Origin of the sequence: Crateriforma conspicua (genome assembly GCF_007752935.1) — a bacterium.
Taxonomy (GTDB): Bacteria; Planctomycetota; Planctomycetia; order Pirellulales; family Pirellulaceae; genus Crateriforma; species Crateriforma conspicua.
The window spans coordinates 6,029,205-6,055,616 of the sequence record NZ_CP036319.1; the positions used below are offsets into that span (position 1 = coordinate 6,029,205).

General features: G+C 57.1%; 18 protein-coding genes. 10 read left to right on the forward strand and 8 right to left on the reverse strand.

Annotation, left to right across the window (positions count from 1 at the left end; genetic code table 11):
- Window positions 1–209: 209 nt before the first annotated feature.
- The gene (gene mnmG, locus Mal65_RS22100) at window positions 210–2,057 is read left to right on the forward strand and encodes a tRNA uridine-5-carboxymethylaminomethyl(34) synthesis enzyme MnmG (RefSeq protein WP_145302732.1); all 1,848 of its coding nucleotides are present in this window, start codon (window positions 210–212) and stop codon (window positions 2,055–2,057) included.
- Here the strand turns inward: mnmG and Mal65_RS22105 are convergent.
- The 3 genes from Mal65_RS22105 to Mal65_RS22115 all read right to left on the reverse strand — a co-directional run bounded on the left by Mal65_RS22105 (window position 2,054) and on the right by Mal65_RS22115 (window position 4,980).
- The gene (locus tag Mal65_RS22105) at window positions 2,054–2,329 is read right to left on the reverse strand and encodes a FeoB-associated Cys-rich membrane protein (RefSeq protein ID WP_145302735.1); all 276 of its coding nucleotides are present in this window, start codon (window positions 2,327–2,329) and stop codon (window positions 2,054–2,056) included. The two genes, mnmG and Mal65_RS22105, sit on opposite strands and share 4 nt — an antisense overlap.
- Entirely contained in the window at window positions 2,326–4,650 is a 2,325-nt protein-coding gene (gene feoB / locus Mal65_RS22110) for a ferrous iron transport protein B (protein ID WP_231131211.1), read from the reverse strand. The genes Mal65_RS22105 and feoB overlap by 4 nt, the downstream gene beginning before the upstream one ends.
- A gap of 93 nt (window positions 4,651–4,743) precedes the next feature.
- Window positions 4,744–4,980: a FeoA family protein gene (locus Mal65_RS22115; protein WP_165701455.1), complete on the reverse strand. Its 237-nt coding sequence runs from the start codon at window positions 4,978–4,980 to the stop codon at window positions 4,744–4,746.
- Window positions 4,981–5,489: 509 nt separating this feature from the next.
- On the opposite strand from Mal65_RS22115, the gene Mal65_RS22120 reads away from it, so the two are divergent.
- Both Mal65_RS22120 and Mal65_RS22125 read left to right on the forward strand, forming a co-directional pair.
- Window positions 5,490–6,077, forward strand: a complete 588-nt coding sequence (locus Mal65_RS22120; RefSeq protein WP_174820194.1) for a response regulator — start codon at window positions 5,490–5,492, stop codon at window positions 6,075–6,077.
- 66 nt (window positions 6,078–6,143) lie between these two features.
- On the forward strand, window positions 6,144–7,586 hold the full coding sequence (locus Mal65_RS22125) for a sensor histidine kinase (RefSeq protein ID WP_145302744.1): 1,443 nt from the start codon (window positions 6,144–6,146) through the stop codon (window positions 7,584–7,586).
- 37 nt (window positions 7,587–7,623) lie between these two features.
- Here the strand turns inward: Mal65_RS22125 and Mal65_RS22130 are convergent, their stop codons facing one another.
- The 3 genes from Mal65_RS22130 to Mal65_RS22140 are packed head-to-tail and all read right to left on the reverse strand — an operon-like array spanning window position 7,624 to window position 11,902.
- Window positions 7,624–8,889 carry a GspE/PulE family protein gene (locus tag Mal65_RS22130; RefSeq protein ID WP_145302747.1) on the reverse strand — a complete coding sequence of 422 codons (1,266 nt, stop codon included), beginning with the start codon at window positions 8,887–8,889 and terminating at the stop codon, window positions 7,624–7,626.
- Complete coding sequence (locus tag Mal65_RS22135) at window positions 8,886–9,497, reverse strand: STAS domain-containing protein (protein WP_145302750.1); 612 nt, start codon at window positions 9,495–9,497, stop codon at window positions 8,886–8,888. The genes Mal65_RS22130 and Mal65_RS22135 overlap by 4 nt, the downstream gene beginning before the upstream one ends.
- Window positions 9,494–11,902: a hypothetical protein gene (locus Mal65_RS22140; RefSeq protein ID WP_145302753.1), complete on the reverse strand. Its 2,409-nt coding sequence runs from the start codon at window positions 11,900–11,902 to the stop codon at window positions 9,494–9,496. Before Mal65_RS22140 ends, Mal65_RS22135 begins: the two co-directional genes overlap by 4 nt.
- Window positions 11,903–12,366: 464 nt before the next feature.
- Here Mal65_RS22140 and gatA point away from each other — a divergent pair, with 464 nt between their 5' ends.
- From gatA to Mal65_RS22155, 3 genes are all read left to right on the forward strand, one after another.
- Entirely contained in the window at window positions 12,367–13,842 is a 1,476-nt protein-coding gene (gene gatA, locus Mal65_RS22145) for an Asp-tRNA(Asn)/Glu-tRNA(Gln) amidotransferase subunit GatA (RefSeq protein ID WP_145302755.1), read from the forward strand.
- A 143-nt stretch (window positions 13,843–13,985) separates the two neighbouring features.
- A complete protein-coding gene (gatB, locus tag Mal65_RS22150) occupies window positions 13,986–15,449 on the forward strand; it encodes an Asp-tRNA(Asn)/Glu-tRNA(Gln) amidotransferase subunit GatB (RefSeq protein WP_145302758.1) in 1,464 nt (487 codons plus the stop codon).
- Window positions 15,450–15,616: 167 nt separating this feature from the next.
- The gene (locus tag Mal65_RS22155) at window positions 15,617–17,338 is read left to right on the forward strand and encodes a methyl-accepting chemotaxis protein (RefSeq protein ID WP_145302761.1); all 1,722 of its coding nucleotides are present in this window, start codon (window positions 15,617–15,619) and stop codon (window positions 17,336–17,338) included.
- 25 nt (window positions 17,339–17,363) lie between these two features.
- Here the strand turns inward: Mal65_RS22155 and Mal65_RS22160 are convergent, their stop codons facing one another.
- Together Mal65_RS22160 and Mal65_RS22165 are read right to left on the reverse strand one after the other, a co-directional pair.
- A complete protein-coding gene (locus Mal65_RS22160; RefSeq protein ID WP_145302764.1) occupies window positions 17,364–17,738 on the reverse strand; it encodes a hypothetical protein in 375 nt (124 codons plus the stop codon).
- Window positions 17,739–18,092: 354 nt separating this feature from the next.
- Entirely contained in the window at window positions 18,093–19,460 is a 1,368-nt protein-coding gene (locus tag Mal65_RS22165) for a putative porin (RefSeq protein WP_145302767.1), read from the reverse strand.
- 427 nt (window positions 19,461–19,887) lie between these two features.
- Between Mal65_RS22165 and Mal65_RS22170 the strand changes: the two genes are divergently transcribed.
- From Mal65_RS22170 to flhA, 4 genes are all read left to right on the forward strand, one after another.
- On the forward strand, window positions 19,888–22,338 hold the full coding sequence (locus Mal65_RS22170; RefSeq protein ID WP_165701457.1) for a DUF4962 domain-containing protein: 2,451 nt from the start codon (window positions 19,888–19,890) through the stop codon (window positions 22,336–22,338).
- Window positions 22,339–22,616: 278 nt separating this feature from the next.
- The gene (locus Mal65_RS22175) at window positions 22,617–23,114 is read left to right on the forward strand and encodes a hypothetical protein (RefSeq protein WP_145302773.1); all 498 of its coding nucleotides are present in this window, start codon (window positions 22,617–22,619) and stop codon (window positions 23,112–23,114) included.
- Between the two features lie 3 nt (window positions 23,115–23,117).
- Window positions 23,118–24,017: a hypothetical protein gene (locus Mal65_RS22180; RefSeq protein WP_145302775.1), complete on the forward strand. Its 900-nt coding sequence runs from the start codon at window positions 23,118–23,120 to the stop codon at window positions 24,015–24,017.
- Window positions 24,018–24,253: 236 nt separating this feature from the next.
- Entirely contained in the window at window positions 24,254–26,317 is a 2,064-nt protein-coding gene (flhA, locus tag Mal65_RS22185) for a flagellar biosynthesis protein FlhA (RefSeq protein ID WP_145305123.1), read from the forward strand.
- The last annotated feature ends 95 nt before the right edge of the window (window positions 26,318–26,412 follow it).

Below are 26,412 nucleotides of genomic sequence, written 5' to 3' on the forward strand. Positions count from 1 at the left end.
CGCCATTCTGGACGGCCGGGCATCATCATCGGTCTCGATTCGATTCTGGCGACGACAGGTTTCAGGCCTTCACGAAAAGGCGCGGTCACAGTATCGAAATTCGGGTGACGTCCAGGCAGCTCTTGAGCCAATTCGTTCACGAGCCGGAATCCACGCCGCCCCCGACCCAATTTTTCCACGTTTCTGACGATTTCGACTGAAGTTTGCCCATGTCCAACGTCCGCTACCACTACGACGTCATTGTCATCGGCGCCGGCCATGCGGGAACCGAAGCCGCGGCGGCGGCGGCACGTTTGGGGGCGCGAACCGCCTTGCTGACGACCAACCTGGATACGGTCGGCCAGATGTCGTGCAATCCCGCGATCGGCGGTGTGGCCAAGGGACAGATCGTCCGCGAAGTCGACGCGCTGGGCGGGCTGATGGGCCAAGCCATCGACGCGACGGGCATCCAGTTTCGACTGTTGAACGTCCGCAAAGGCCCCGCGATGCACAGCCCGCGGGCCCAAGCCGACAAACGGGGCTATCAACAACACATCAAACTGGCCATCGAATCCCAAACCGGCTTGGATCTACGCCAGGAAACCGTAGACGATCTGATCACGGTCGAAGAGACCGATCCCGATGCCATCGAACGTGGCGTCCGCCATCGTGTTGTGGGCGTCAAAGTCCGCGGCGATGCGGAATACCTGGCGCCGACCGTGGTGCTGACGACCGGCACGTTCCTGCAAGCGATCATGCACACCGGGATGTCGACCACCGCCGGGGGCAGGGCAGGGGAGGGTACCACGCAAGGCATCAGCGGCGCGCTTGGTCGACTGGGTTTTGAAATCGATCGCTTCAAAACCGGGACCCCTCCACGTTTGAATGCCAAAACCATCGACTTCGCCGCCCTGGACGTTCAACCCGGTGATGCGATCCCGAAACCTTTTTCGTTCATGACAGGCAAGCTGGACGTCCAGCAAATGCCCTGTCACTTGACGTACACCAACGAGAACGTCCACCAACTGATTCGCGACAACCTAGACCGCGCACCGATGTATAGCGGTCGAATCGAATCACGAGGCCCGCGTTATTGTCCGTCGATCGAAGACAAAATCGTCCGCTTCGCCGACAAGTCGGAACACCAATTGTTTTTGGAACCCGAGGGGCGACAGACGCACGAAGTCTACGTCAACGGCATTTCGACCAGCCTGCCACGCGACGTCCAAGACCAGATGTTTCCGCTGATCGCGGGCTGTGAAAAGGCCCAGATCATGCGGTACGGCTATGCGGTGGAATACGACTTCTGTCCACCAACACAATTGTGGCCACACCTGGAAACCAAGACCGTCGCGGGGCTGTTCTTTGCCGGCCAGATCAACGGTACGACAGGTTATGAAGAAGCCGCCGGACAAGGTTTGATCGCAGGGCTAAACGCCGCACGGTTGGTCGCCGGCCGATCGACGTGGGTCCCCAGCCGCGATCAAGCTTACATCGGTGTTTTGGTCGACGACCTGGTCACCGCCGGCACCGACGAACCGTATCGCATGTTCACCAGCCGCGCGGAATTTCGGCTGTTGTTGCGTCAGGACAACGCGGATCGGCGTCTGACACCCATCGCCGACGAACTTGGCTTGATCGATTCATCACGTCGACAGCGGTTTGATGAAAAGAAGAAACAAATCGAACACGCGATGGACTTGCTGAAAAAGATCCGCGTCGAAGGGACCCCCGGTGATGTCTACCTGCGACGCAGCGAGGTCGACTGGGATGTGATGCGCGGCATTGCACCGGAGCTTTCCGCGATCGACGATGAAGCCGCCCAGCAATGTCTGTACGACATCAAATACGAAGGCTACATCACCCGCCAAAAAGCGGACGTTGAAAAACAACGCCGTCATGCGGACAAGAAAATCCCTGCTTCCTTCGACTATTTGTCGATCGACGCGTTGCGAATCGAAGCCAAAGAAAAACTGAACCGCGTTCGCCCGATCAGTCTGGACCAAGCCAAACGAATCAGCGGCATCACCCCCGCCGACTTGGCGTTGGTGTTGGCGCATCTGGAAAACCGGTCTTAGCCCTGCTTGGGATCGCCGCCCTGGGCGGAATGTTCCGACGCATCGTTTTCCGGTGCGTCACGACGAGACGGCGTTCCCAGTGAAACCAACGGGACTTGCTTCGGTCCTATCGAAGACGGTTTTGATTTCGCGCAGTTGTAACAGCCCTGGATTCCTGAACCGCTGGATGCGGCACGGAGGTTTCGCATCATGCGTCGAACCACAAACGCCAAAGCCGTGATCACGATCACCAACGCCGCGATCGTTTGGGGCCAAGATGCATCGCCCATCATCCCGCCGTCCACAAAGAACCGACTTGATAGGTCAACATCGCTCCGATGTATGCCACGACGGTCATGTACGTAAAGCTAAACACCGGCCATCGCCACGAATTGGTTTCACGACGGATGACCAACAGGGTGCTGACACACTGTGCACACAAGGCAAAGAACACCATCACCGAAAGCACCGTGGGTATGGTGTAGACGGGTGATCCGTCGGGCCAGGTCGCGGCACGGATCGCACCGATCAGGCCTTCGTCTTCTTCATCAACATCCCCGCCAAGTGAATAGATGGTGCCCAGTGTGCTGATGATGACTTCGCGGGCCGGGAAGCTGGCCAGCGCGCCGACGCCGATTTTCCAATCCCAGCCCAACGGCCGAACGGCGGGCTCGATCGCATGACCGACGCGGCCCAGCAAGCTGGATTCCAATAGATCCGACGAGATCACCTTCAATTCTTCCGATACCTCATCGCGACGCTGCAGCAACGGTTCGGCGGGTGACGACTCCGATGCATCAAGCTGTTGATCGATCTGAGCCAATTCCGCCTGCAACTCATACTGCCGCGTGTGATCCCCCGGCCAATATGCGGCGAACCAGATCAAGATCGATGCAGCCAAGATCAGTGTCCCGGCGCGGACCAAGAATTCCCGACTGGCTTCCCACACCTTGGCGAACACGACCGTCGGATCAGGCCATTGATATTCGGGCAACTCCAACACAAACGGCGCGGCTTCCCCGCGCAACATCGTGTGCTTCAAAATCAACGAAACGGGAATCGCCACCAACACGCCGACCGCGTACATCGACATCAAAACCAGTGCCGGCAAACCCAGAAAACCCAGGATCGTGATCGATGGGATGAACGCACCGATCAACAACAGGTAAACCGGCAAACGTGCACTACAGCTCATCAGCGGCGCGATCATCATCGTCGCGAAACGGTCACGACGATTCTCAATGACTCGAGTCGCCATCACCCCGGGAACCGCACAAGCGAAGGAGCTCATCAGTGGCAGGAATGATTTTCCGCTCAGCCCGAACAACCGCATGATGCGATCGACCAAGAACGCCGCACGCGCCATGTAGCCACAGTCTTCCAAAACCGCCAAAAAGAAGAACAGCAACGCAATCTGGGGCACGAAGATCACGACACCGCCCACACCGGCGATCACACCGTCGGTGATCAGGCTGCGCAGGATTCCCGGCTGCATGGCGTCGGTGACCAAGTCGCTGGCCCATCCTGTGGCGGCATCGATCCAATCCATCGGATAGCCGGCAAGCGAATAGATCGACTGAAACACCAATAACATCAGCCCGGCAAAAATGGCCAAGCCCAAGACACGGTGCGTCAGGATGCCGTCCAGCGTGTCGGTCAAGCCGCCGCTGCCGCTGCCTTGCGAAAGGACGCCGTCCAGTTTTCGCCCGGCCCAGGTGTAGCGACTGCTGCATTCCATATCGACCACATCGTCGAAATCTGAACGCAACTGGTCACGTGTTTCATTCAGCACGGGAAGTATCGCCGCGCCCAGTTTTCGGACCAGTCGCTTTTCCGCGGCGCCGCCACGATCCAACAGGGCTCGCTGCAGCAAATAATCATCCGGCAACTCGGCCGTGTTCGCGGGCAAGTCATCGGTCGACTTGCCCGACTGAACGGGAACACACGCCGACTGAATCAGGTGGCTGCGGAACTGATCACAGATCTGATAGAAGCTCTCCGGCAACGCCCAATCGTCACGTCGCTGCGATGCTGAATCACTGCCGGCATCGCTTTGGCCGACAGACATGACCAGATCGGCCAGACGTTGTCGCAGTTCGTCGATACCGCCACGCTTACTGGCGCTGGTACTGACGACGGGACAGCCCAAATTTCGCTCCAAACGTTGGGCATCGATCCGCAGCCCACGGGACTGGGCGGTGTCGGACATGTTCAACACCACCAACGTCGGTCGGCCCAGTTCCAGAACTTGGCTGACCAAGAACAGACTGCGTTGCAGCAGCGTTGCATTCAAAACACAAACGATGACATCGACCGGAGGCTCCGATTGCAGGTCTCCCGACAACACCTCCACCGCAACCATTTCATCGGGCGACCGCGGGGCCAAACTGTAGGTCCCGGGCAGGTCGATCAAATCCACCGGGCAATCGCCCAGCGTCATTCGCCCCACCTTTTTCGTAATTGTCACGCCCGGGTAGTTGCCGGTGCGGACACGCATTCCCGCCAAGGCATTGAACAGAGTGCTTTTGCCGGTATTGGGATTCCCGACCAAGGCGACGCGAATCGCATCAGTCGTCGAACCGGCGGGCGGTTGAAATTGATCGACCGACGCCACGTCGGTGCACCTCCACAGGCGTGTCGCCAAGAGAACGTCGTCGAAACGGATCCGCCTGTTACCGAATCGAAACGCCCGACCAACGGAGACTGATTAAGAAGCCGAAGCGGGTTCGAGATAGACGCGTTGCGCCTCACCGCAACGCAGAGCAATCCGGCTGCCCTGGACGCTGCACTTCAGGGGATCCCCCAAGGGTGCGGCACGTAGAAACTGAATCGGCTGGCCGGGCACAAACCCCATTTCACGCAGTCGCGAGGCGATCCCGTCCACGCCTGCAATACGCACGATCGTGGCCTTTTCGCCGGGGCAAAGCTGATCCAAAGTCGTCACGCGGTCACCTCGCTGATTACGTTTATTGAGAATCGATCTCAACTGAGATACTGAAACTTTCGGCGTGCGTTGTCAAGCATCCCCGGCTTTTTTGCACCAAGAAATGTCAAAAAACGTTCGCGCGGTCCTATCGCGGAAAAAACGAGGGATCCGGCCGCTGGTCCGATGCGTCCCTTCGCCCCACCGTCGGGCGATGAACGGGAAGATGAATTCACATTGACCCCGAGGTCGGTTTCGTTAGAATTCGCAAGCCAGGAAAGCCTGGCAACCAGGACAAGATTTGCGGCCTGCGTCAGTTTCGGGACCCAAGACGATTCAGGGGTTTCTTGCACGCTGCGGCATTCACGCAAAATGGACTGGAAAGTGACCGTGCGTCAAAGCGGCAGGTTTGCTAAAGAGGGCCTGTCGGTGAACGCAGTGATGCTGGCGTGGCCTGGGAAAGGGCGACGTCGACCGATTGCTTTGATGTGTTTCGTGTTATCTGTCATGCAGGGAGGATGATTTCTGACATGACCACTAAAACGGTCTTCACAACGGGTGAAGCGGCCAAAATTTGCAAGGTCAGCCAACAGACGATCATTCGTTGTTTCGACAATGGTTCTCTGAAAGGATTCCGTGTCCCCGGCAGTAAGTTCCGGCGGATCCCTCGGGAGCAGCTGTACCTGTTCATGAAAGACAACGGCATCCCGACCGATGCCCTGGAGAGCGGCAAGAAAAAGCTGCTGATTGTCGACGACGACGAGGATCTCGTGGAATTGATCCGCGACGGTTTCGAACGTGACGGTCGGTTCGACATTCGCACGGCCAATAACGGTTTCGACGCCGGCATGGGCGTGAAGGAATTTCGTCCGGACTTGGTGGTCCTGGATGTGATGCTTCCGGACATCAACGGCAAAGAAGTTTGCCAACGCGTCCGTAGCGATCCATCGATGGACACCGTCAAAATTCTGTGCATCTCCGGAATGGTCGAGCACAGCAAGGTTGACGCACTGAAAGCCGCCGGCGCCAACGACTTCATGCAAAAGCCGTTCGCAATCGACGACTTGGTCGCTCGATCATGCGACTTGCTTGAAATGGATCGCAACGTTCCCGGCTGATCTGGTCCGCGATCCTGATTGCGTTGTCCCCACCTTTCCCCCACCCACACGGCAAGCGGACTGTTCATGCGACTGCTGCCGTGTCTCCGCATTGCCGGTCAACGCTGGTGGTTGCCGCTATCCGCGGGTGCTGCAGATGTGTTGATGCACATCATGCTGATGTCCGGCGGGGACGCTCCGGCACGTTCGGTTGGATCGGCAGTCGATCGACTGGCCGAACAGATAAACGACGATCCACCGCTGATGATTTTCACAGCGTTGGCCATGACCGCATCGGGTGCCATGTCTGAAACAGGCAAGACGTTCGAAACAGATCGCCAGCGGGGCAACATGGCAGCGCAGGACCAGTCTTGGACGCCAGATGCCAAGACGAATGAAGACGTTTCGCGTCGCCGTGTCACAACCACTGAACTGGCCTGTTGGTTGTCGTCACACACGATTGATCTGTTTTCCGATGGTGACGCGTTTCTCGCTGCGCCCGAAGTCACACCCACGACGCGAGCACGATGGGGCGAACTGCAAAGCTATTTCGCCACACTGCCACGACACCACTGGATCGACCAAGCGGATCTGTGGCTGGAGGTTTTCGGAACCCAGGTCTCTCAAGACTGGAAACGAACTTGGCTTTGCTGGGACGATCCAGCGGAACAGGACGACATGCCACGCGGCCAAGGCAGCGCGCCGCCGACGGTGACTCCGCTGCAACGACTTGCACGCCAACGGAAACAGCAGTTGGCATTGGAATCCGAATTCGAATTCCAACTGGAACAAGTGAAGCTGGCTTCGCTGAAGGAACTTGCGTACGGGCTGAGCCATGAGATCAACAACCCTCTGACGAACATCTCCACGCGTGCCCAACAGTTGCAGCGTGACGAAGCGGATCCACAGCGTCGGGCGTCGCTGCAACGGATTGTCGATCAAGCCTATCGGGCTCACGAGATGATCGCGGATTTAATGTTCTATGCGAATCCGCCACAGCCCGAATTTTCCGTGGGTGATGTGACACCCGTGGTCCAAGTTGCCATCGGCGATTGGATGGATCACGCAGATGAACAGGCGATTCAAATTCGTTCCGACCTTCCGTCTTCACTTCCCCCGGTGAAATTCGATGCGGACATGCTGCGTGAAACACTCGCGGCATTGATTCAGAATGCAATCGAAGCGATCGGTCGCCATGGAACCGTGATCGTTTCCACCCAAGTCAACGGCGACCGCCCCAACGACGATGATCCGGCCGATCATCACCGCTGGATCAAAATTCACGTCGCCGACAGCGGACCGGGACTGTCACCCCAGGCACGACGGCACGCGTTTGATCCCTATTTTTCCGGCCGGGAAGCGGGGCGTGGATTGGGGCTTGGCCTTTGCCGGGCCTACCGAATCGTGCAACTGCACCAGGGACGAATCCATTTGGCCGGTGGTGCGGCGGGATGCGTGGCGACCATTCAGTTGCCGATCGCACTGCCCAGCGCGTCGCTAAACATGGCAAACACGTCCACGTCCCGATAATGATCGCGTCACCGACCGGCCAACGGACGCTATGAACCTAGGCTTCTTGAAGCTGGCGACCAGACGCACGGGCGTGGTCGTCTTCGGGCAACACGCGAATCAGTTCTTCGGCGGTGGTCCACCCTGTCGCCAAACGCAATCGCCCCGCCGTCTCCAACGAAAGGCTGCCTGCTTGGTGACCTATTCGTGCCAGCTCCTGCTCGTCGGCCCCGTGCTGGATCGCATCACGCATTGGCGGGGTCACCCGAATGATCTCCGGCAGACAAACCAGACGGTCGTATCCGTCCACACAACGATCACATCCGACCGGCAACCACAAATTGCGTGGCATGTCGTCGGGCAAGCGTGGACGCAGGTCGGATAGAAAATCGTCGCAATCCGACATCGAAATGCGTTGCCGACAATGGGGACACAATCGCCGGACCAGTCGTTGCGCGACCACGCCAACCAGACTGCTGGCCAAAAAGTGTGGCAGAACGCCATGGGACATCATCGAATGCACCGCACCGACCGCGGTGCGAGCATGAACGCTGGCCAATACCAAGTGACCACTGCCGGCCGCCCGCACGGCAACCTCCGCCGCGCGAGCATCGCGAATTTCTCCGATCATGATGACGTCCGGAGAATGCCGCAGGATCGCAGCCAACAATTGCGCAAAATCGATCCCGCCGCGTACGTTCACTTGGGATTGGACGATTCCATTCATCACGTGTTCGATCGGGTCTTCGATCGTATGGATCTTGCGATCCGCCTTTTGAAGGTATTTCAAAAACGAATACAGCGAATGAGTCTTTCCGCTTCCCGTGGGTCCGGAAACCAGCACCAGCCCGCTGCCACAGTCAAGCAGCTGACGCATTTGATCCGCCTCGCTGGCGAAGATTCCCAACTGGTCAATCGAAAGTATCGATTCGTTGCTTCCGAAAATACGCAGGGCCAAGTCATAACCGTAGATGCTGGGCAGGGCGTTGATACGGACATCGACCATGCGTCCGTCATCCAACTCCAACAATTCGCGACCTTCCACCGGTTTCATTTGATCGGTGACGTAAGCGCCGCTGACGGCACGAAAGTGGTTTTGCAACCGTCGACCGGCGGCGTGAGAAAGTCGCTGGACCGTCTCCAATTGCCCCATTCGACGCAGACGCACGACAACGCTGGTCGATTCATCGGTCAGAAAAACATCCGTCGCATCGACGGACACCGCATACGTCACCAATTCGCGTGCCGCGGCTTCGGGATCAAAAGCCTGCAAGTCGGCTTCTTCGCGGAAATCGATTTCAAGGTCGTCGGGAATCGTACTCATTTGGTTTCCTGAAACCTGGGCTCCGATGCAACAGACTGTCTCTCATTCGGATCCTGCGAATCCGGGCCTACGGCCGTCGCCCCGGCATCTGCATCACCCTGGACTGGGGCATCTGATGGGTAGGTGGAGATCGCGGGGCCACGAGACGTTGGTTCGACAGTCGATTCGGTGACTGCATGCGAGTTTTCGTTTTGGGCCGACGGCGCGGTGTCGATATTTTCCAGATCCTGCATATCAACCCACTGTGACGTCGTGCCGTGATGCTGTTGAACGTCGAAAACGTCCTGTAGATTCAATAACCGAATCATTCGCATCAGCGGCGATGGCGCGTCGAGAATACGAAAGCGTCTGCCGCCGGCGACAAGCACCTGGTGCAGGTGGAACAGCATGCCGATACCGCGAGTTGAAACCGAATCAGAGCGATGCAGATCTAAAATGACTTCGGGTGATCCGGCGACGGCGTCGTCAGCCCCGCGTCCTTGATCCAGCTTGAAAATCAAGTCATCGGCAAGCCCCACCGGATCGGTCGGATCCAATCGCCGGCGTACCACGACGGTCTGCCGTCCATCGACCGGCAGCGAAAATTCAAAATACTCACTGAGGCTCATTCGTTCGATCCCGGTGAAGGAGGTTGCCGGGGCGACAACGGCTTTCGCAATCTTCCCCGCGACCGTATTGGCGGCCGTACGGTTCGTTGACCGTTCGATTCGCCGTTGCCGGATTCAGGGGATGGCGTCCCCACATCGGCAACGCCCATCTCTTGCTGGTTCATCTTTTCACGAGGACCATCCTTGCGGCCCGCGTCGGGTTGCCCCGAGACCGGTCGACCGACTGCGCCGTGATCTTCCAACGCAGGACCGCTCTCCTGTGTCGTCGAAACCTGGTTCCGGCTTCGCTTGCCGCGAAAACGTGTCGCCACGACAGTTGCGGCCGACAACAACAAACAGGTGAAAGGAAACCAGCCGGCCGAGCGGACATAGAAGCTTTCTCGGGGATCGATCATCGCCCGAACTTCGACCACGTCGCCACGTTGCTCCACCGCTTCACCGAACCCCTCGTCAAACCAGTTTTCAAACACCGACGGTGTCAAAGATTTTGATCCGATGGAGCTGCAGAAAAGCTTGCCATCACAATTGGCGACGACCATGGATTCATCCGGCACCAATCCGACCAATGGACAGCGATTTGCGACCGCAGCAGCCAACACAGCACGCGTCATTAATCTTGGCCAGCGAGTTGCATTGGTCAGACGTGTCGGCATCACGATCACCGCCAAATCGACCGACGCTGATCCCTCCGGTGCATCCGATAGTATTTCACGCAGTGCGATTTCGATGTTGCTGGACGACGTCACGCAACAAGCCAACCGCAGCGGCATGGCCCCAGCAGGGTCACTGGCCGACACGGCCTGGCATCGTGGACGCCACAGCGATGTCGGAACAACGGCGGTGGCTGCCGGATCCAACGAGTCCAGCTGACGCCCGCCATCGCTAAGATTCATCTCAACCACCCAGGGACCATCGGCCTTTGTGCTGGACGCAATGGTTGTAGCCTGGTCGATCAGCCGATCCGAATTCGCATCGTCATCGCCTGACGCGGAACCGGCATACTCAACGACGTTCAGTGCGGCATCATCCCTTTCATCGTTGCTTTGTCGATAAATCACCAACGCGGGGGCACCGGGCAACTCGATCGGCACCAAATCATCATCCTGGGGTGCGCCGGGCAGTTCCAAATCTCCGTCGGCATCGATCATGCCCAAGGATGCCGCATCCATCCGAATCAGTGGCGGCGCATCCAACGCGGTCAGCAGCAATGGTCGATGGTATCGGGCGATGGCCATGCGTCGCAGAGTGACATCTTTGGCGGCTCGCGATTCAAATTCGCGACGCAATATCTGTTGGCTATCGGATCCACCGATGACCGACAACGGATACAAGCTGGTTTCAAACAACTTCCAGTTGCGTGTTTCTTGTACGCGTTGAAAACCGTAATAGCGGGCGAAGTACAGCATGCCGGCGGTGAACAGAATTGCCAAAGCCGCCATTGCCAGATGGTGGTCGCGTGCGCGATCCCGGTTCCGTCGAATGGCGGCTTGCATGGACGTGAACGCCGATTCGCGTCTTCGAACCATCATGGGTCGCGATAAATCCACAGACTTTCCCTGGCTTGATGGTGCCAGCGACGTGGCCGTCACTTCATCGGCGGTCGTCGCCACCTCTGGCATCGGAATATGACGCTCCAGGCGTCTCAATCGTCGCGTGATCCAAATCACCTCGGCAACACTGGCACCACATCCGATCATCAACGCGCTGAGTCCGACGCTGCCCAACAAGTCGGTCAATTGCAACAACTGCGGACTGTCAGTGACCGCGTGCGCTAACTGTCCCAATCCAAATCCACCGAACAGGTTCGCACGCAGATACTCGACGGCGGACCAAGCCACCGGAAGCCACAGATACGAAGGTGCCATCCAAACCGATCGACCGGCGCGGCCGATTCCGATGAACAAGGGCAGGGCAGTGGCCAAGTAGACGATCTGTCCGAACCCCATGGTCCAGTTGACCGTTGCCGTGCTGCCTTCGAGCAACAGCAACATCAACCACATTAATAGTCCGCTCAAATACACCGCCAAGTATCCCAGTGGCGTGATGCGTCGTGCGTCCAATGTCAGCAGCGCCCAAGGCGTTGCGACCAAGAAACCAAGCTTGCCCAACCCGAACGGCCCCAGGGCCAACACGAACATGGTCGCGCCGATCAATGAGTATGCCGTCACCATCGCAGCCGATTGATTCGGCTGGTCCATCGCGGCGGGCTTCTCTCCGGCGGCATGATTCGCTTGATCGCCGGCGCGATTGGATGCCCCCGCATCGCTCGCTCGGTCACTACTGGATTTTCGATCGGATGTTGAGTTCTTTGGGCGATCGCCATCACGCAATCGTGTCGGGTCGTGTGGCGAATCCGCCGACGCCACCCGCGCCGGAGTACCGATCGGTTTTGCAGATGAGGACATAGCAGCAAGCCACGGCAGGAGTACCAAGACGAATCTTGCCGATCTGGTCGGGGTGAAAGTGTTCGGCCAGACGGTTAATTTCGGCCAGATCGACGGATCTTGTGGGCGTCGAATCGGACATAGCATCCTGATCCATCGGAACGATTCGGCCCCCTTGATTTCGCCTCCGCCATCCGGATCGGCCATTTGGATGGATTCGTCCAGGTCGAGAAGTATGGTGCGTCACGAACCATGGTGCCAAGACTTTGGAGAGGTGCGAGGGTGACGGTTCATCAAAAATTCATCGCAGCGGTGGCGATGTCCGCTGGTCCAAAGGGGTCGACAGCGGGCAAATCAGCCCGGATGGTCGAATCGAATCGGATGTTGGATACTCTGACGGTTTGTCAGCCGATCTCGCGGATTTCCGTTCGATTTCACGCGGCACCGCTGACACCGACGACACTTTCGCAAGCCCACCGTTGTCCATGCTTGATTCCGTTTCCGCCATCCTGAACGCCCTGGCGTCCGGCGACGCTTCGGCGCGGCAAATCACCGAACAATCGTTGGAAGCCATCGCCCAGACGGACCCAAAAATCAACGCCGTCACTCATGTGGCCGCCGAAACGGCCTTGGCGACCGCCGACGACGTCGACCGTCGCCGCGCGGCCGGCCAATCGCTTGGCGCGCTGGCCGGTGTGCCGATCGCCATCAAAGACCTGATCTGTACGACGGATATGCCGACCACTTGCGCATCAAGGATGCTGCGTGACTTCGTGCCGCCCTACGACGCAACGGTGATCCGAAAGCTGCGTGATGCCGATGCGGTCTTGATCGGCAAAACCAACATGGACGAATTCGCCATGGGCGCCAGCAACGAAACCAGCGTCTACGGCCCGACCCGCAACCCATGGAATCACGATCGCATTCCCGGCGGCAGCAGCGGCGGATCTGCCGCCACGATTGCCGCCGGCCAAGTTCCCGCCAGTTTGGGAAGCGACACCGGAGGATCCATTCGCCAACCTGCGTCACACTGTGGCATCACGGGGCTGAAACCGACTTACGGCCGAGTCAGCCGTTACGGCTTGGTCGCATTCGCCAGCAGCCTGGATCAAATCGGCCCCATGGCTTGGTCCGCCGAAGACGTCGCCTTGCTGCTGGAAACCATCGCCGGCTATGAACCACGCGATTCCACATCGCTGGACACGCCGGTGCCCGAATACAGCAAAGCGATCCAGTCGTCCGATTTGCGTGGCATCAAAATTGGGGTGCTGCGTGATGGATTGGAACAAGACGGCCTGGACGAATCGGTTCAAAAATCGGTGACCGAAGCCATGCAAGTCTTCACCGACTTGGGTGCGGAAATCGTCGACGTCCAATTGCCCCACAGCCAATACTGGGTGCCGACTTATTACGTGATCGCTCCCTGCGAAGCCAGCAGTAATCTGTCCCGTTACGACGGCGCCCATTACGGGCATCGATCGGATGCCGACATCGATCCCGCCGACGGCCCTCTGCTGTCGATGTATCGCCATAGCCGCCAAGAAGGTTTCGGCAGCGAAGTCAAACGGCGAATCATGATCGGCACTTACGCGCTTTCGACCGGTTACTACGACGCCTATTACAACAAAGCCTTGAAAGTCCGGCGGTTGATCCGCGGCGACTACGACGCGGCGTTCCAGCAGGCCGATCTGCTGCTCGGTCCGACGGCACCGACGTCCGCTTTCGCCCTGGGCGACAAGCTTGACGATCCGATCCAAATGTACCTTTGTGATTTGTACACCGTCGGCGCCAACCTGGCCGGGATCCCCGCGATTTCAATTCCGGCGGGCCTTGATGATTCGGGGCTGCCGATCGGCGTGCAGTTACAGGCCCCGGCGTTGGAAGAATCTCGCTTGCTATTCGCGGCAGCCGCGTTCCAAAGCCAAACCCAATTCCATCAATTGCGACCGGGCAAACCATAGCGGTGCACCGTTCACGGAAGATACCGCCTGTGCGTGGACCAGCATGGGCACTGATTTCCCCCAACGGCCGAATCGTTTTTTGAATTTGATCCGATTCGCTTTCTTCTTCATCGACATTCCTCCTTCCTGGCCGCTGCAACGACATGCCGCAATACGAAACCATCATCGGGCTGGAAGTCCACGTTCAACTGAAGACCGACAGCAAACTGTTCTGCGGTTGTAGCACTCGATTTGGTGCGCCACCCAACAGCCAAGTCTGTCCGGTCTGCCTGGGCATGCCTGGTGCGCTTCCGGTCATGAATCGCCAAGCAATCACATTGGCGGTCAAAGCCGGACTGGCCTTGAACTGCAACATCCCGCCGATGACCAAATGGGACCGCAAACAGTATTTCTATCCCGACCTGCCCAAGGGATATCAAATCAGCCAATACGATCTTCCCATTTGCGCTGACGGCTTCTTGGACATCGACGATCCCGCATCCGAAGGCGACACGCGACGCATTGGGCTGATCCGTGCACACCTGGAGGAAGACGCCGGCAAGAGCCAACACGACGAAACCTCTGGTCGGAACGATTCACGCATCGACTTGAACCGATGTGGAACACCGCTTTTGGAAATCGTCAGCCAACCCGATCTGCGCAGCAGCGCCGAAGCCAAAAACTATCTGACCGAACTGAAGCTTCTGTTGACACACTTGGAAGTGTCCGACTGCGAAATGCAAGAAGGCAGTTTGCGTGTCGATGCGAACATCAACTTGCATCTGGATGTGGATGGCAAAAAGATCGCCACGCCGATCGTTGAAGTCAAAAACATGAACAGCTTCCGCGCCGTCGAACGAGCGTTGGATTACGAAGCGGAACGCCAGTACGCACACTGGGAAGAAACCGGTCAAACGATCAAGGACGCCCCCAAGACGACACGCGGATGGGATGATTCACGCGAACAAACGTTTGCCCAGCGAGAAAAAGAAGAATCGGCCGACTATCGATACTTCCCCGATCCCGATTTGTTGCCCGTACGACTGCCCCAATCGTTCATCGATCAAGTTCGCGACACGATCCAAGAAACTCCCGCCCAGGCTCGTGACCGCTTGCAGACCCAACACGGTCTGTCTGCCTACGACGCGGACGTCATCGTCAATCAAGGTGCCGCCATCCTGGGGTACTTTGAATCCGTCGCCGATGTCAGCGGCGACCCCAAACGCGCCAGTTCGTGGATCCAGCAAGATGTATTGCGTACGTTGAAGGAACAGGAAACGTCGATCGAACAGTTCCCGATTCCTGCCAAGCGATTGGGAGATTTGTTGGGCCGCGTGCGGTCGGGTGATCTGGACAACAACCGCGCGCGCGATGTCTTCGCTTATCTGATCGAAAACGATACGGATGTCGATTCGGCCTGCACCGCACTGGGAATCGAAGCGGTCGACAGCGGCGAAATCGAATCGCTTTGCCAGAAACTGTTGGATGACAATCCGCAAGTGGTCCAAGACGTTCGCGGTGGCAAACAACAGGCGGTCGGTCGACTGATCGGGCAAGCGAAAAAGGTGAATCCCAATGCGAATCCACAACAGGTCCGCGAAACACTTCTGAAACTGATCAACGGCTAACGCGGGCACCACGTGCCCTTCTGTCCTAGCCGTCGTTGCATTGTGGGCGATGGCCTTTGCCCCGGTTTATAGCCGTCGCCGGTGCGTCACCCTGTCGCACCATTTCATGCCGCTGGTGACCTAGGTTTGGTTGTCCACTACCACACCCGAACCCGAGCCCAGCGAAAATGCTCAACCGCATCTCCGTACGCAGTCGTCTGCTGCTTGTCGCCTGTTTGATCATGGCGTTGTTTGCCGAAATGTCATACTTCGGCGAACAGAATGGCCGAAACGCTGCAGAAATCGGACTGCGGCTTAGCACCGAGCGGATGCTGCACGACCAGAAAGAAAAACTGCAGGTCGCCAGCCATACGCTTGCCGAAGCGTTGGGTGAACACATTCGTGGCCTTAACACCCAAGACGAACGGATCGCCGAAATTCGTCGTTTGATCGACGGCATTCGTTTCGAAGACGACCGATCGGGATACTACTACGTCTACGATGGGACGACGAACGTTGCCCTCCCGACCAACCATTCGTTGCAGGGCACCGACCTGTCGGACATGACCGATGTCAATGGCGTCCCTCTCGTGGTCGATCTAAACGAGGCCGCCAATCAGGGTGGCGGGTTTGTCCAATATGTCTGGGACAAGCCGGGACACGGACCGACGGCCAAGCTGGGTTATGCGGAATTGATTCCGGGCACCACCATGTGGCTGGGTGCCGGTGTCTATCTGGACAACATCGATGAACAACAAGCGGTGATCCGCGCACAATTGGAACAATCTCTTTCTAGCAACGCTTGGTCGATGCGTCTGATTTCGACCCTGATCTTCATCGCCATTCTGGCGACCAGCCTGTGGGTGGCATGGGGGCTATTGCGTTCGATCAAGGTGGTCACCCAAAGCCTGCATGACATCGCCGATGGCGAAGGCGACTTGACCAAGCGAATCGAGATACATTCGCAAGATGAATTCGGTGAATTGGCCGGTTGGTTCAACCGATTCATGGACAAATTACACCAAGTCGTTTCGACCATCGTCAACAACGTCACACGTTTGGACCAAGAGGCACGCAGCCTTTCAGGCGTCGCCGATGACCTTGCGTCGCACGCGAAAAACAGCAACCGACGTACGAACGATGTGAATTCATCGACACAGGAAATGAGCCAGAACATTTCACGTATCGCATCGGCCGTGGAACAGTCACGCAACAACATCGCCACCGTGGCAACCGCCGCGGAAGAAATGACGGCGACCATCGGATCCATCGCCGAAAGCACCTCCGAAGCGACCGATGTATCAATGCGAGCGGTTGATCAAACCAAGTCCACGTGGCAGCGGATCCATCATCTGGGATCTCGTGCCGATGCCATCGACGAAGTGACCGAAGTGATCACCGAGATTTCCGAACAAATCAATCTGCTGTCGCTTAACGCGACCATCGAAGCCGCTCGATCAGGCGAAGCAGGAAAAGGCTTCGCCGTCGTGGCCAGCGAGATCAAAGACTTGGCAAAACAAACCGCTGACGCGACGCTTGATATTCGCGAAAAAATCACGGACGTTCAAACCAATACCAACAACGCCGTGACCGATATCGAAGCGATCACCGCCGTCATCGAAAACGTCAATGCGATCGTCGCATCCATCACCGCCGCGGTCGGCGAACAATCCAAAGCCGCTCAAGAGATCGCGTTGAATATCGGCCAAGCCGCTCACGGAATGGACGAGATCAACCAGAGCATCAACGAGGTCTCCACCGCGTCCACCAGCATCTCCGGCGACATCGCTGCCGTCAGCGAATCAACGGGTGACTTGTCTGGATGCAGTGAAAAAGTGGATCACAGCAGCGACGACCTGAAAGAGTTCTCGGCTCAGTTGCTGCAGACCCTTTCAACCTTCCGCGTCTGATTCGATCGCGTCGATCGATGCGTTCTTAAAAGGCGAACAGCGAATTGTATCCTGCTGCAGTTCGCGCACGGGCACGCTGTGTTTGGTATTCGTATCCCGCCAAACCACGGCGATGATACACGCGACGGTGCCCCGTCGATGGTCGCTGTACCGCGGGATACGATCGATAGACAGGGATCGATCGATGAACCGGTTCAGCCGAATGAAGGATCACCGGAGCTTCATAGACCACCACCGGTGATCCCGTCGGCGAGGAAGCCGTGTACGTCACAGCGCCCTGTGGATTGACGATCGCTGGATGCGACGACCAAATGACTTGGTCCGCAGACACGCTGGCCTGTGCCGAAAAAATCAAACAAGCACTGGCGAATGCCAAAGTTGCAAGTCGTTGTAAACGCATGACGGATCCGAAAGTGATGACAGGAGGAGGGCATTGGGGCATCACACTGCTTTGATTCCCTCCCTGCAATTTCGGTGATCCCCTTCGCTTCAAGGGATAGATGGCCGCGTCATCCGCCAAAGACGGTCCACCAAAGAACCGTCTGTCTGCCCCTGACGTGTGGGCGGAACGGAACGCAACGATGGGCCGGTCTGGTGCGGCGAATGAGGTCATTCCGACACTAGTCGGAGATGTCAAACGACACAAGCAACCAGTTGGGTACAAACCTGACGCCCCGCCGTGGTTGATCTGAATCTGTCGAATATGCCGACCAAAACACGAATTTCCGGTGCGACATCCGCGCCCGGCAACTTCTTAGAAGAACAGTTGTAACTGGGTTCCCAGAACGGTCTGGCCATCTCGGCCCGCCTGGTCAGCCAACAATCCGGTATTCGCTGAGGTGAACGGAACCGGATCGAATGAGTGCAGCACCTCGGTGGTCCATTTGCAGGCATGCCGTGCGAAGTACCAATTGATCCCCAATGAGAGGACATTCAGAGAACTGTCCGAGACGGGCAGGGCCAATGCCCCCGTGTTGATCACGCCATCGAAATCCACGTACTCATAGCGCACATACGGTTCGAACTTCTCCGGAACGACTTGATAGCTGGACATCATCATCACGCCGGTTTGATCAACATTGCCCCTGGATTGTTGGGCATGACGTCCGACCGTACTGACGAATGCCATGAAACCCGCGTTTTCGTAGGTCAGGTCCGCCGTCCAACTGATGAAATCTTCGTCGACCCCCAATACGTCGTGCGTTTCACCATGCTCGTAATGCATCGATAACCCGGCGAACAACGCAGGGCCTTCGTCCGCCCACGATGCAAAGTCACCGTATTGAGCCCATTCCCCGAACAGCTTCCAATCACCGCCTACCGTCAATGCAAAGTCGGTTTGATCTTGGAAAAAGTCCTTCGTGCGACTGACAGATCCCGAATGTCTACCATCGCTCAAGAACCCGATCAGTCGGAACTGAGGCGTCTGGCCGGTCAATGTAATGCCTTCCAAGACTCCCGTTGAAAACACCGAATGGTAGTAAGATCGATCAATTCCCAATTGACGGGTATAGCTGATATCCAATTCCCGCAAGAAAGCTGGGTTACGAAGCCGACCGATCTGCATCAACAACGCGTCAGAGAACGCGTAACTGATGCGTGCCTCTTCAACAAATCGCGTCCCCGATGACCGTTCGCCGTTCAGAACAAACCAATACTGCAATTGTGGGTTCAAGACGTTGCCGGTGAAGATCAACGAAGCTCGTTCCAGCACGAAACCAGCTTCCAATCGGTCCCCGACCGATGCATCAATGTCGCGCCAGTTGGAATAGTATCGCGTTTGCAAAAGCCCAAGCATTCGGAGCTTGAAGTTGCCGTCAGCAGTCCCCAAGTAAAAGCCGTGGTCGTACCCCGCATCCAAATCCAGCCAACCCGGATCCGCATCACAAGCAAGATCGCCTGGCTCACTTTCGTCAGGGCAGGGCACTTGCAAATCGGACGCGACCTCGGGTTGAACCAAAGCTTCCCAAGCCTGATCAAAAGTGGGATCGGTTTGCTGCCCGATCCTCGCTGGGTCTTGCAATACTTCGACCGTCTCTGCCATCCCAACACTGGCCAGGCAAGACAAAACCAGCAGTCCACAAACACAATCAGGACGAAAAGAAAAGCGTGGGGCATTCATCGTGACTTGAAGTTCATTGCGGCACCCACCGCAGCAGACACCTTTGATTGAAAACGCCGCACATTCAGACCGTGACATCACAAAACAGCATCGTGACTCAGGCCAATCATGACGACCGAACGTTCAGTAGCGTCCTTCGGGAATCGGGATGCGTGCACCCCACAAGAAGTGGACCTCCAGGTCCACTTCTGAACGTCGCCGCGCCGTACAACCGTGACTTCTGACGCGACTGACTTCGGTTTGCACTCAGCCGCAATGACCAATCCTCATCAGTCAAATGGGCCCGATGCGACAATGTGACACCGCGGCCATCACCCCTTCGATGCGTGTGAAGGCAAACCTTCAACGAAGCCGGACGGTACGATGGTGGCAACGCCAGTCGATGATGATTTGGTGTCCCGCCCGCCTGCCCACCCCAAAAGCTTCCATGTCCCTCCGCCCGCTGCCATCGCTTGCCATTGCGCTATTGGTGTCCATTTCGTTTGATGTGCTTTTGTTCGACACCTCCAATTGCGGTGCGACCGAACGCCCCTTGGATCAGTCACCGGCGACCGAATCGGATTGGGGCTATCGTCCTGATCACGATACAGCCGTGTCGTTGAATCCACCCAGTTTTCATTGGCGACCTCAAACAGAAATCAATCGCTGGCAACTTCAGTGTTCGATTGACCCGAATTTTCCAGTTGCCGACACGTACCAGGCCGATGACTTGGATTTGTCGGTACATACGCCGTCGTCCACGTTTTCACCGGGAACCTACTTCTGGCGTTATCGCGGAATCGACGCCAGCGACCGAAAAACGAATTGGAGCCAAGCCCGACGGTTTACGGTCAAAAGCGGTTTGCCAGAAATGCCCATGCCTTCGCGCGGCGATCTGCTGGACCGCATTCCGGACGAACACCCTCGATTGTTCATTCGCCCCGACGACGTGGACCGTTTGAGAGAGCTTGCCGACGGTCCGATGGCCGAACAGTACGCAGAGCTATGCCGGCAATGCGATCGTTTGCTGAAGTCTCCTCCATCGACGGAAGAACCCCGCAAGTATGGCGATGACATCACACCGCGCGGCGAACAATGGCGAGAACTCTGGTGGGGCAACCGCCAGCGCACCATTGCCGCCCTGCGTTCGGCCACGACCCTGGCGTTCACCTATCGGCTTTCTGGTAACGAAGCCTATGGCGATCTGGCAAAACGGATCTTGATGGATTGCGCTCAGTGGGATCCACAAGGTGCGACGGGCTATCGATACAACGATGAAGCAGGAATGCCCTACGCGTATTACTTTTCGCGCGCCTACACATTCATCCATTCACGGCTATCAGATGCCGAACGGCGAAAGTGCCAAGAAGTGATGCAAATCCGGGGACAGGAAATGTACGAACATCTGTGCCCCCGGCACCTGTGGAGCCCCTACGCCAGTCACAGCAACCGTGCATGGCATTTCCTGGGCGAAGTCGGAATTGCATTTCATGGGGAGATCGATGACGCCGACCAATGGACTTGGTTTGCCGCCAACGTCTTCTTCAGCAACTATCCCGTGTGGAGTGATGACGACGGCGGTTGGCATGAAGGGGTCACGTATTGGAACAGCTACATCAGCCGTTTCACTTGGTGGGCCGACATCATGAAAAGCGCGCTTCGGATCGATGCCTATCAAAAACCTTACTTCAGTCAGATCGGCTACTATCCGATCTATCTATTGCCTCCGGGGAAAGTGGGCGGTGGTTTCGGCGACTTGAACGCCAACGCATCATCATCCAAGGTCGTCGACCTGATGCATGTCTTGGCATCCCAGTCGGGGAATCCCCACTGGGGCTGGTACGTCCAACAACACCCCGACCATGAACCCGAAACGGACTACGTTCAATTCATTCGTGGAGCGATGGGCAATCTGCAGGCATCCCCACCGATCGACTTGCCCGAATCTCGTTGCTTCGCCGGCACCGGCCAGGCAATGCTAAACACGAACTTGATCGACGCGAAGAACAATGTCCAAGTCACGTTCAAGTCCAGCCCGTTCGGCACGCAATCCCATGGCTACGAAGCAAACAACTCGTTCTTGCTTTGGGCTTACGGGAAACGCTTGCTGATTCGATCCGGAAAACGGGACATGTACGCCAGCGATCATCACAAGAACTGGATGTGGAGCACTCGATCTGTCAACAACATCACGGTCAATGGCACCGGACAGCTGAAACGTTCTGCACAGGCGCAAGCGAAGATCGTCGACTTCGTCCAGTCCCCCAACGTCGATGTCGTCGTCGGTGAAGCAGGCGACTGCTATCGTGCACACGCGAATGACTCGCAATCCGCATTGGAGCGGTTCACCAGAGCCGTCATCTTTGTGAAGCCGGAAACCGTGGTGGTGTACGACCGTCTGGTCCCGACCGAAGCATCCACGTTGACCTACTGGCTTCACGCCGTCGACAAATTTGACATTGAAAACCAGCACCAGATTCTGGTCCACCAGGATGATGTCCACTGTCAAGTGAACTTCTTGGTTCCCGAGGGATTGAAGTTCAACCAAACGAATCAATACGATCCCAATCCACGTCCGAGAATTCAGTTGCGTGAATGGCATTTATCAGCCGACGTTCCCGCCGAACAATCGACGGCCGGTCGGCCATCAGAATTCTTGACCGTCTATCGGGTTGCTCAGGGTAGCGATCCTGAATTTGCAAGTTTCGATTATCGGGTGATGGACGATCGCTATGAATTGGTTTCACGCACACCGCAACAGACGGTGACGGTTCAAATCCCACAAGCCGTTGAAACGAATCGAAGCACTGCTGACGCCGGGGCAGAGCAAATTCAGATCAAGGTCGACGATCCCGCCGGCAAAAAGCCGCCCCAGACTTTCACAGCAGATTTGCTTTAGACCAGACGGCATGCGTCTGGCGGAAAATTGGCTTTCGAGGGTTTGAATTCGCGTCCAGGCCCTCGAAAATTTCGCTTTCATGCACGTACAACCGGACCATTCCGCAAGAAACGCAAAGAATTCCTGGTCAAAAGGGGGTCTCCGGTGCAACCAGCTGGCTGACGCACGCTTTGCGTAACGTAGCGTTCTCTGTTAACGCGAATCCGACATCTACCAATCGCGGCATTCGCACACCCCGGTCGAAACCGACCGAGGAAATTGAATCTGGAATGCCACTGATGCGTGCACCACCTGTCTTGACCGAGGAACCGCCTCGTTTCGGTTTTCGCGATGATCCGCTGCTTGCGGCAATCGTGGGCTTGATCGCCGCGATCACACTATGGCTGGCACTGTTCCCGTTCGTCCCCGCGGTGACTCGGGCAACGATGGATCGCTTCCACCTGCGGACTCAATCGTTTGCGTTGTGGGCGATGCAACAGCCCATTCCCGCGATGTACAGCTTTCGCAACCGATACGCCATCATTCGTCAGCAAGACGGAAAACGGCAGGTATCCGAAGAAGCAACGATCAACCATTTCCCATTGCGTTCGGTCACCTTTGCCAACGGTCGCTATCGAAATTTGAAAGATCGACAGGACTGTCAGATCGAACTGGAATCCAGTTATCGCGGGCATCGCTTGCGAACGGTCTATCAAGTCGACACCGATGCCGACATCACCATGCATCTGCGACGGGTGGATGACGATCTCGTGCAGTCACCGGCACGAGGGCTGTAATCCATGCATTCATCCCCAACGTCTTTGTCGACGTCCTTGGACACCATCGATTGGATCGACACCGAAGCCGCGGAATCTTGGTCGATGTCACGACCATTGGCCGCCTTTCGCTTCGTCGTCGTGTTGATGCTGGCAGCGTTGTTTTGGAAGTGGTCGTTTTTCCTAGCGGCGGACTACGTGTATTCCACTTGGCCGTTGGCGGATGACTTTTTCCCTGCTTGGTTGCAGTCCATCACGACACTCAGGATCGCATTTTTTGGCGGCATCTCCGCGCTCGCTTTTGCGGTAGTGACGCCCACCGCGAAGGTCCGTCGGACCGGATGCCTGATCGGTTTTGCCTGCATGACCGTCTTGGTTTGGCACCAGGGCAGCCACAATGACATGACGTTTGCGACGGCTTGGTGGACCAGCCTTTGGGCATTCTGGTTGTCATCCAATCTGGTGAAACTGGACGAGATGACCGCTGACCAACGCCCGGCCCATGAACAGGTCTTGATCCGACGCGCGGCATGGCTCAGCCGGCTGATCGTGTCGATGATATTGCTGGGCGGCGCGGTGGGAAAATGGACGGACGAATATTGGTCCGGCCAAGTGTTCTATGAAATCTATTTCTTCGACCGCGACTACTGGGTTTTCAACTGGTTGCGGGCCAACTTTGACACCGAAACGGTTCGCGACATCGCCACCTGGTACAGTCGCAAAGCCGTGGTGGTGGAAACGCTGGGCGGACTGTTCATTTGGCTTCTGCCGCCGCGTCATGCCGCGGCCATGGGCGTCCTGATCTTTGCGTCCATTGCCTTGTTGTCGAACCTTCTGCTGTTCAGTGTCCTGCTGACCATGATCGGACTCGCTTCGGTCGGATGGTTCACCGTTGGGACCGAGAAAGTTTCACGGGACAACTGATCCGTTTTCGCCCAAGCAGCGATCGATACAGAACGCCCGAGAAACTGGAAATATGCTTGGCATCTCCTTGTCGCCGGCAGCGTGAAACATGCTGCGGAGTACGGGTCGAAATAGAATTCCGTCTGGACCCTGGCGATGAAGGTTCGCTAGTTTCCCATCTTTGCCGCGACCGCACCTGAGGCTGGGTGCCGCGGAGACGTTTGATACGGTGCGAAGGATCGCCCATGCAACGCTTGATGCGTTATCGCGACTTGATTCTGCCGCTGGGCATCATCGCCTGTCTGGTGGTCATTCTGGTCCCGTTACCACCGATGTTGATGGACCTGCTGTTGGCGGGGAATATCACGATCGGCGTGATCGTGTTGCTGACGACCGTCTATGTGGCGACACCGCTGGAATTCAGCATCTTTCCGTCGTTGCTTCTGGCTACCACGCTGGCTCGGCTGGTGCTGAACGTCGCTACGACACGTTTGATCCTTAGTGGTGCCGAAAAGAACCAAATGAACGCCGCCGGAGGTGTGATCCAAAGCTTTGGCGAATTCGTGGCGGGCGACCGACTGGAAATCGGATTGATCATCTTTGTGATCATCGTCCTGATTCAATTCATCGTGATCACCAAAGGGGCGACCCGGATCAGTGAAGTCGCCGCCAGATTCGCCTTGGACGGAATGCCGGGTCGGCAAATGGCGATCGATGCCGACATGAATGCCGGACTGATCGACGAAAAAGAAGCCCAACGTCGACGCCAAGAGATCAACGCACAGGCGGACTTTTATGGTGCGATGGACGGTGCCAGCAAATTCGTCCGGGGCGATGCGATTGCCGGCATCGTCATCACCTTGGTCAATGTCGTCGGCGGACTTTACATCGGCACGATGCGGGCGGGCATGTCCTTTGGCCAAGCCGCGGAATTGTTCACCAAGTTGACGATCGGCGACGGGTTGGTCAGCCAAGTCCCGGCGCTGTTGATCTCCCTGGCTGCCGGCCTGTTGGTGACGCGAAGTGCCGCCAAGAGCAGTCTGCCGGAACAATTCCTGCAACAACTGTTTGGCAATCCCAAAGCCTTGATGGTCGCCGGTGCGTTTTTGTGCCTGATGATCGTGACCAATTTGCCCGCCTTGCCCATGGCCACGCTTGGTTTCGGTTGCATCGGATTGGCTGTCGTCATGAACCGGCACTCCCATCAAGCAGCCGAAGCGAAGCAGGCGGAAATGGAGGCGGAAAAGGCCACACCGCCACCAGAGAAACGTCCAGAAGATTTCCTAACCGTCGATCCGATGGAAGTCGCCATCGGGCTTGGATTGTTGCCTTTGGCCGATCCGTCGCGTGGCGGTGATTTGATGCAACGCATCACCGGCATTCGTCACTCCATCGCCGGCGACATCGGGGTGATTCTGCCCAAGGTGCGCGTTCGCGACGACATGGCGTTGGGACAAATGGAATACCAAATTCGAATCGCGGGCAATTCCATGGCCACCGCGTCGCTGCTTCCCGACCACTTGCTGGCAATCGACAGCGGCCAGACCACCGGTACCATCGAAGGCGAAGTGACTCGCGATCCCACGTTCGGGGAACCCGCGGTTTGGATCGACCCGATGCGGCGGGAACAGGCGGCGATCTTTGGATACACGCTGGTCGAACCCGGTGCGGTCCTGGCAACACATCTGCAGGAGATCGCCAAGCGGCACGCCGACGAATTGTTGTCCCGCGATTCCACCAAGCATCTGATCGACGAATTGAAGGAAGTCGCTCCGGCCGTCGTGGACGAGCTGATCCCAGGGGTGATGAAGGTCAGTGAAGTTCAGCAGGTCTTGCAACAGCTGTTGCGTGAAGACGTGCCGATTCGCCAGCTGAGCTTGATCCTGGAAACCCTGGGGGATTTCGCGGGCAAGACCAAAGATCCGACGCTGCTTTGTGAATACGTGCGTCACCGACTGGCACGGACCATCAGTTCCCGTTATCGCGACGCATCAGGCCGTTTGCACGTCGTCACCTTGGATCCGGAAATGGAAGATCGCATTGCGGCCGGCGTGGAACACAACGAGCGAGGACTTTTTGTCCGGATGAGCCCTGAAGCCGTGGACCTCACTTGCAGCCGATTGCAAGAAGCGGTTAAGAGACTGATAGGTCTGGGTCACCACCCGGTCGTTTTGGTAAGTCCAAGAATTCGACCTGGGCTTCGGCAACTTACGGCGGTGACCATTCCGCGTTTGCGAATTCTTTCCTTCAACGAAATCACCCAAGACACCCAAATCGAATCACACGGGGTCGTCAGCGACCAAGCTCCCGGCAAGGCCTGATCCCCACCAACAGTACTCCCTGAATCCGACGCAATCGTCGTCCGTTTGCCTTCGTCGACCGACGGTCCAAAACGATAATCACTTCCACGTTTGAC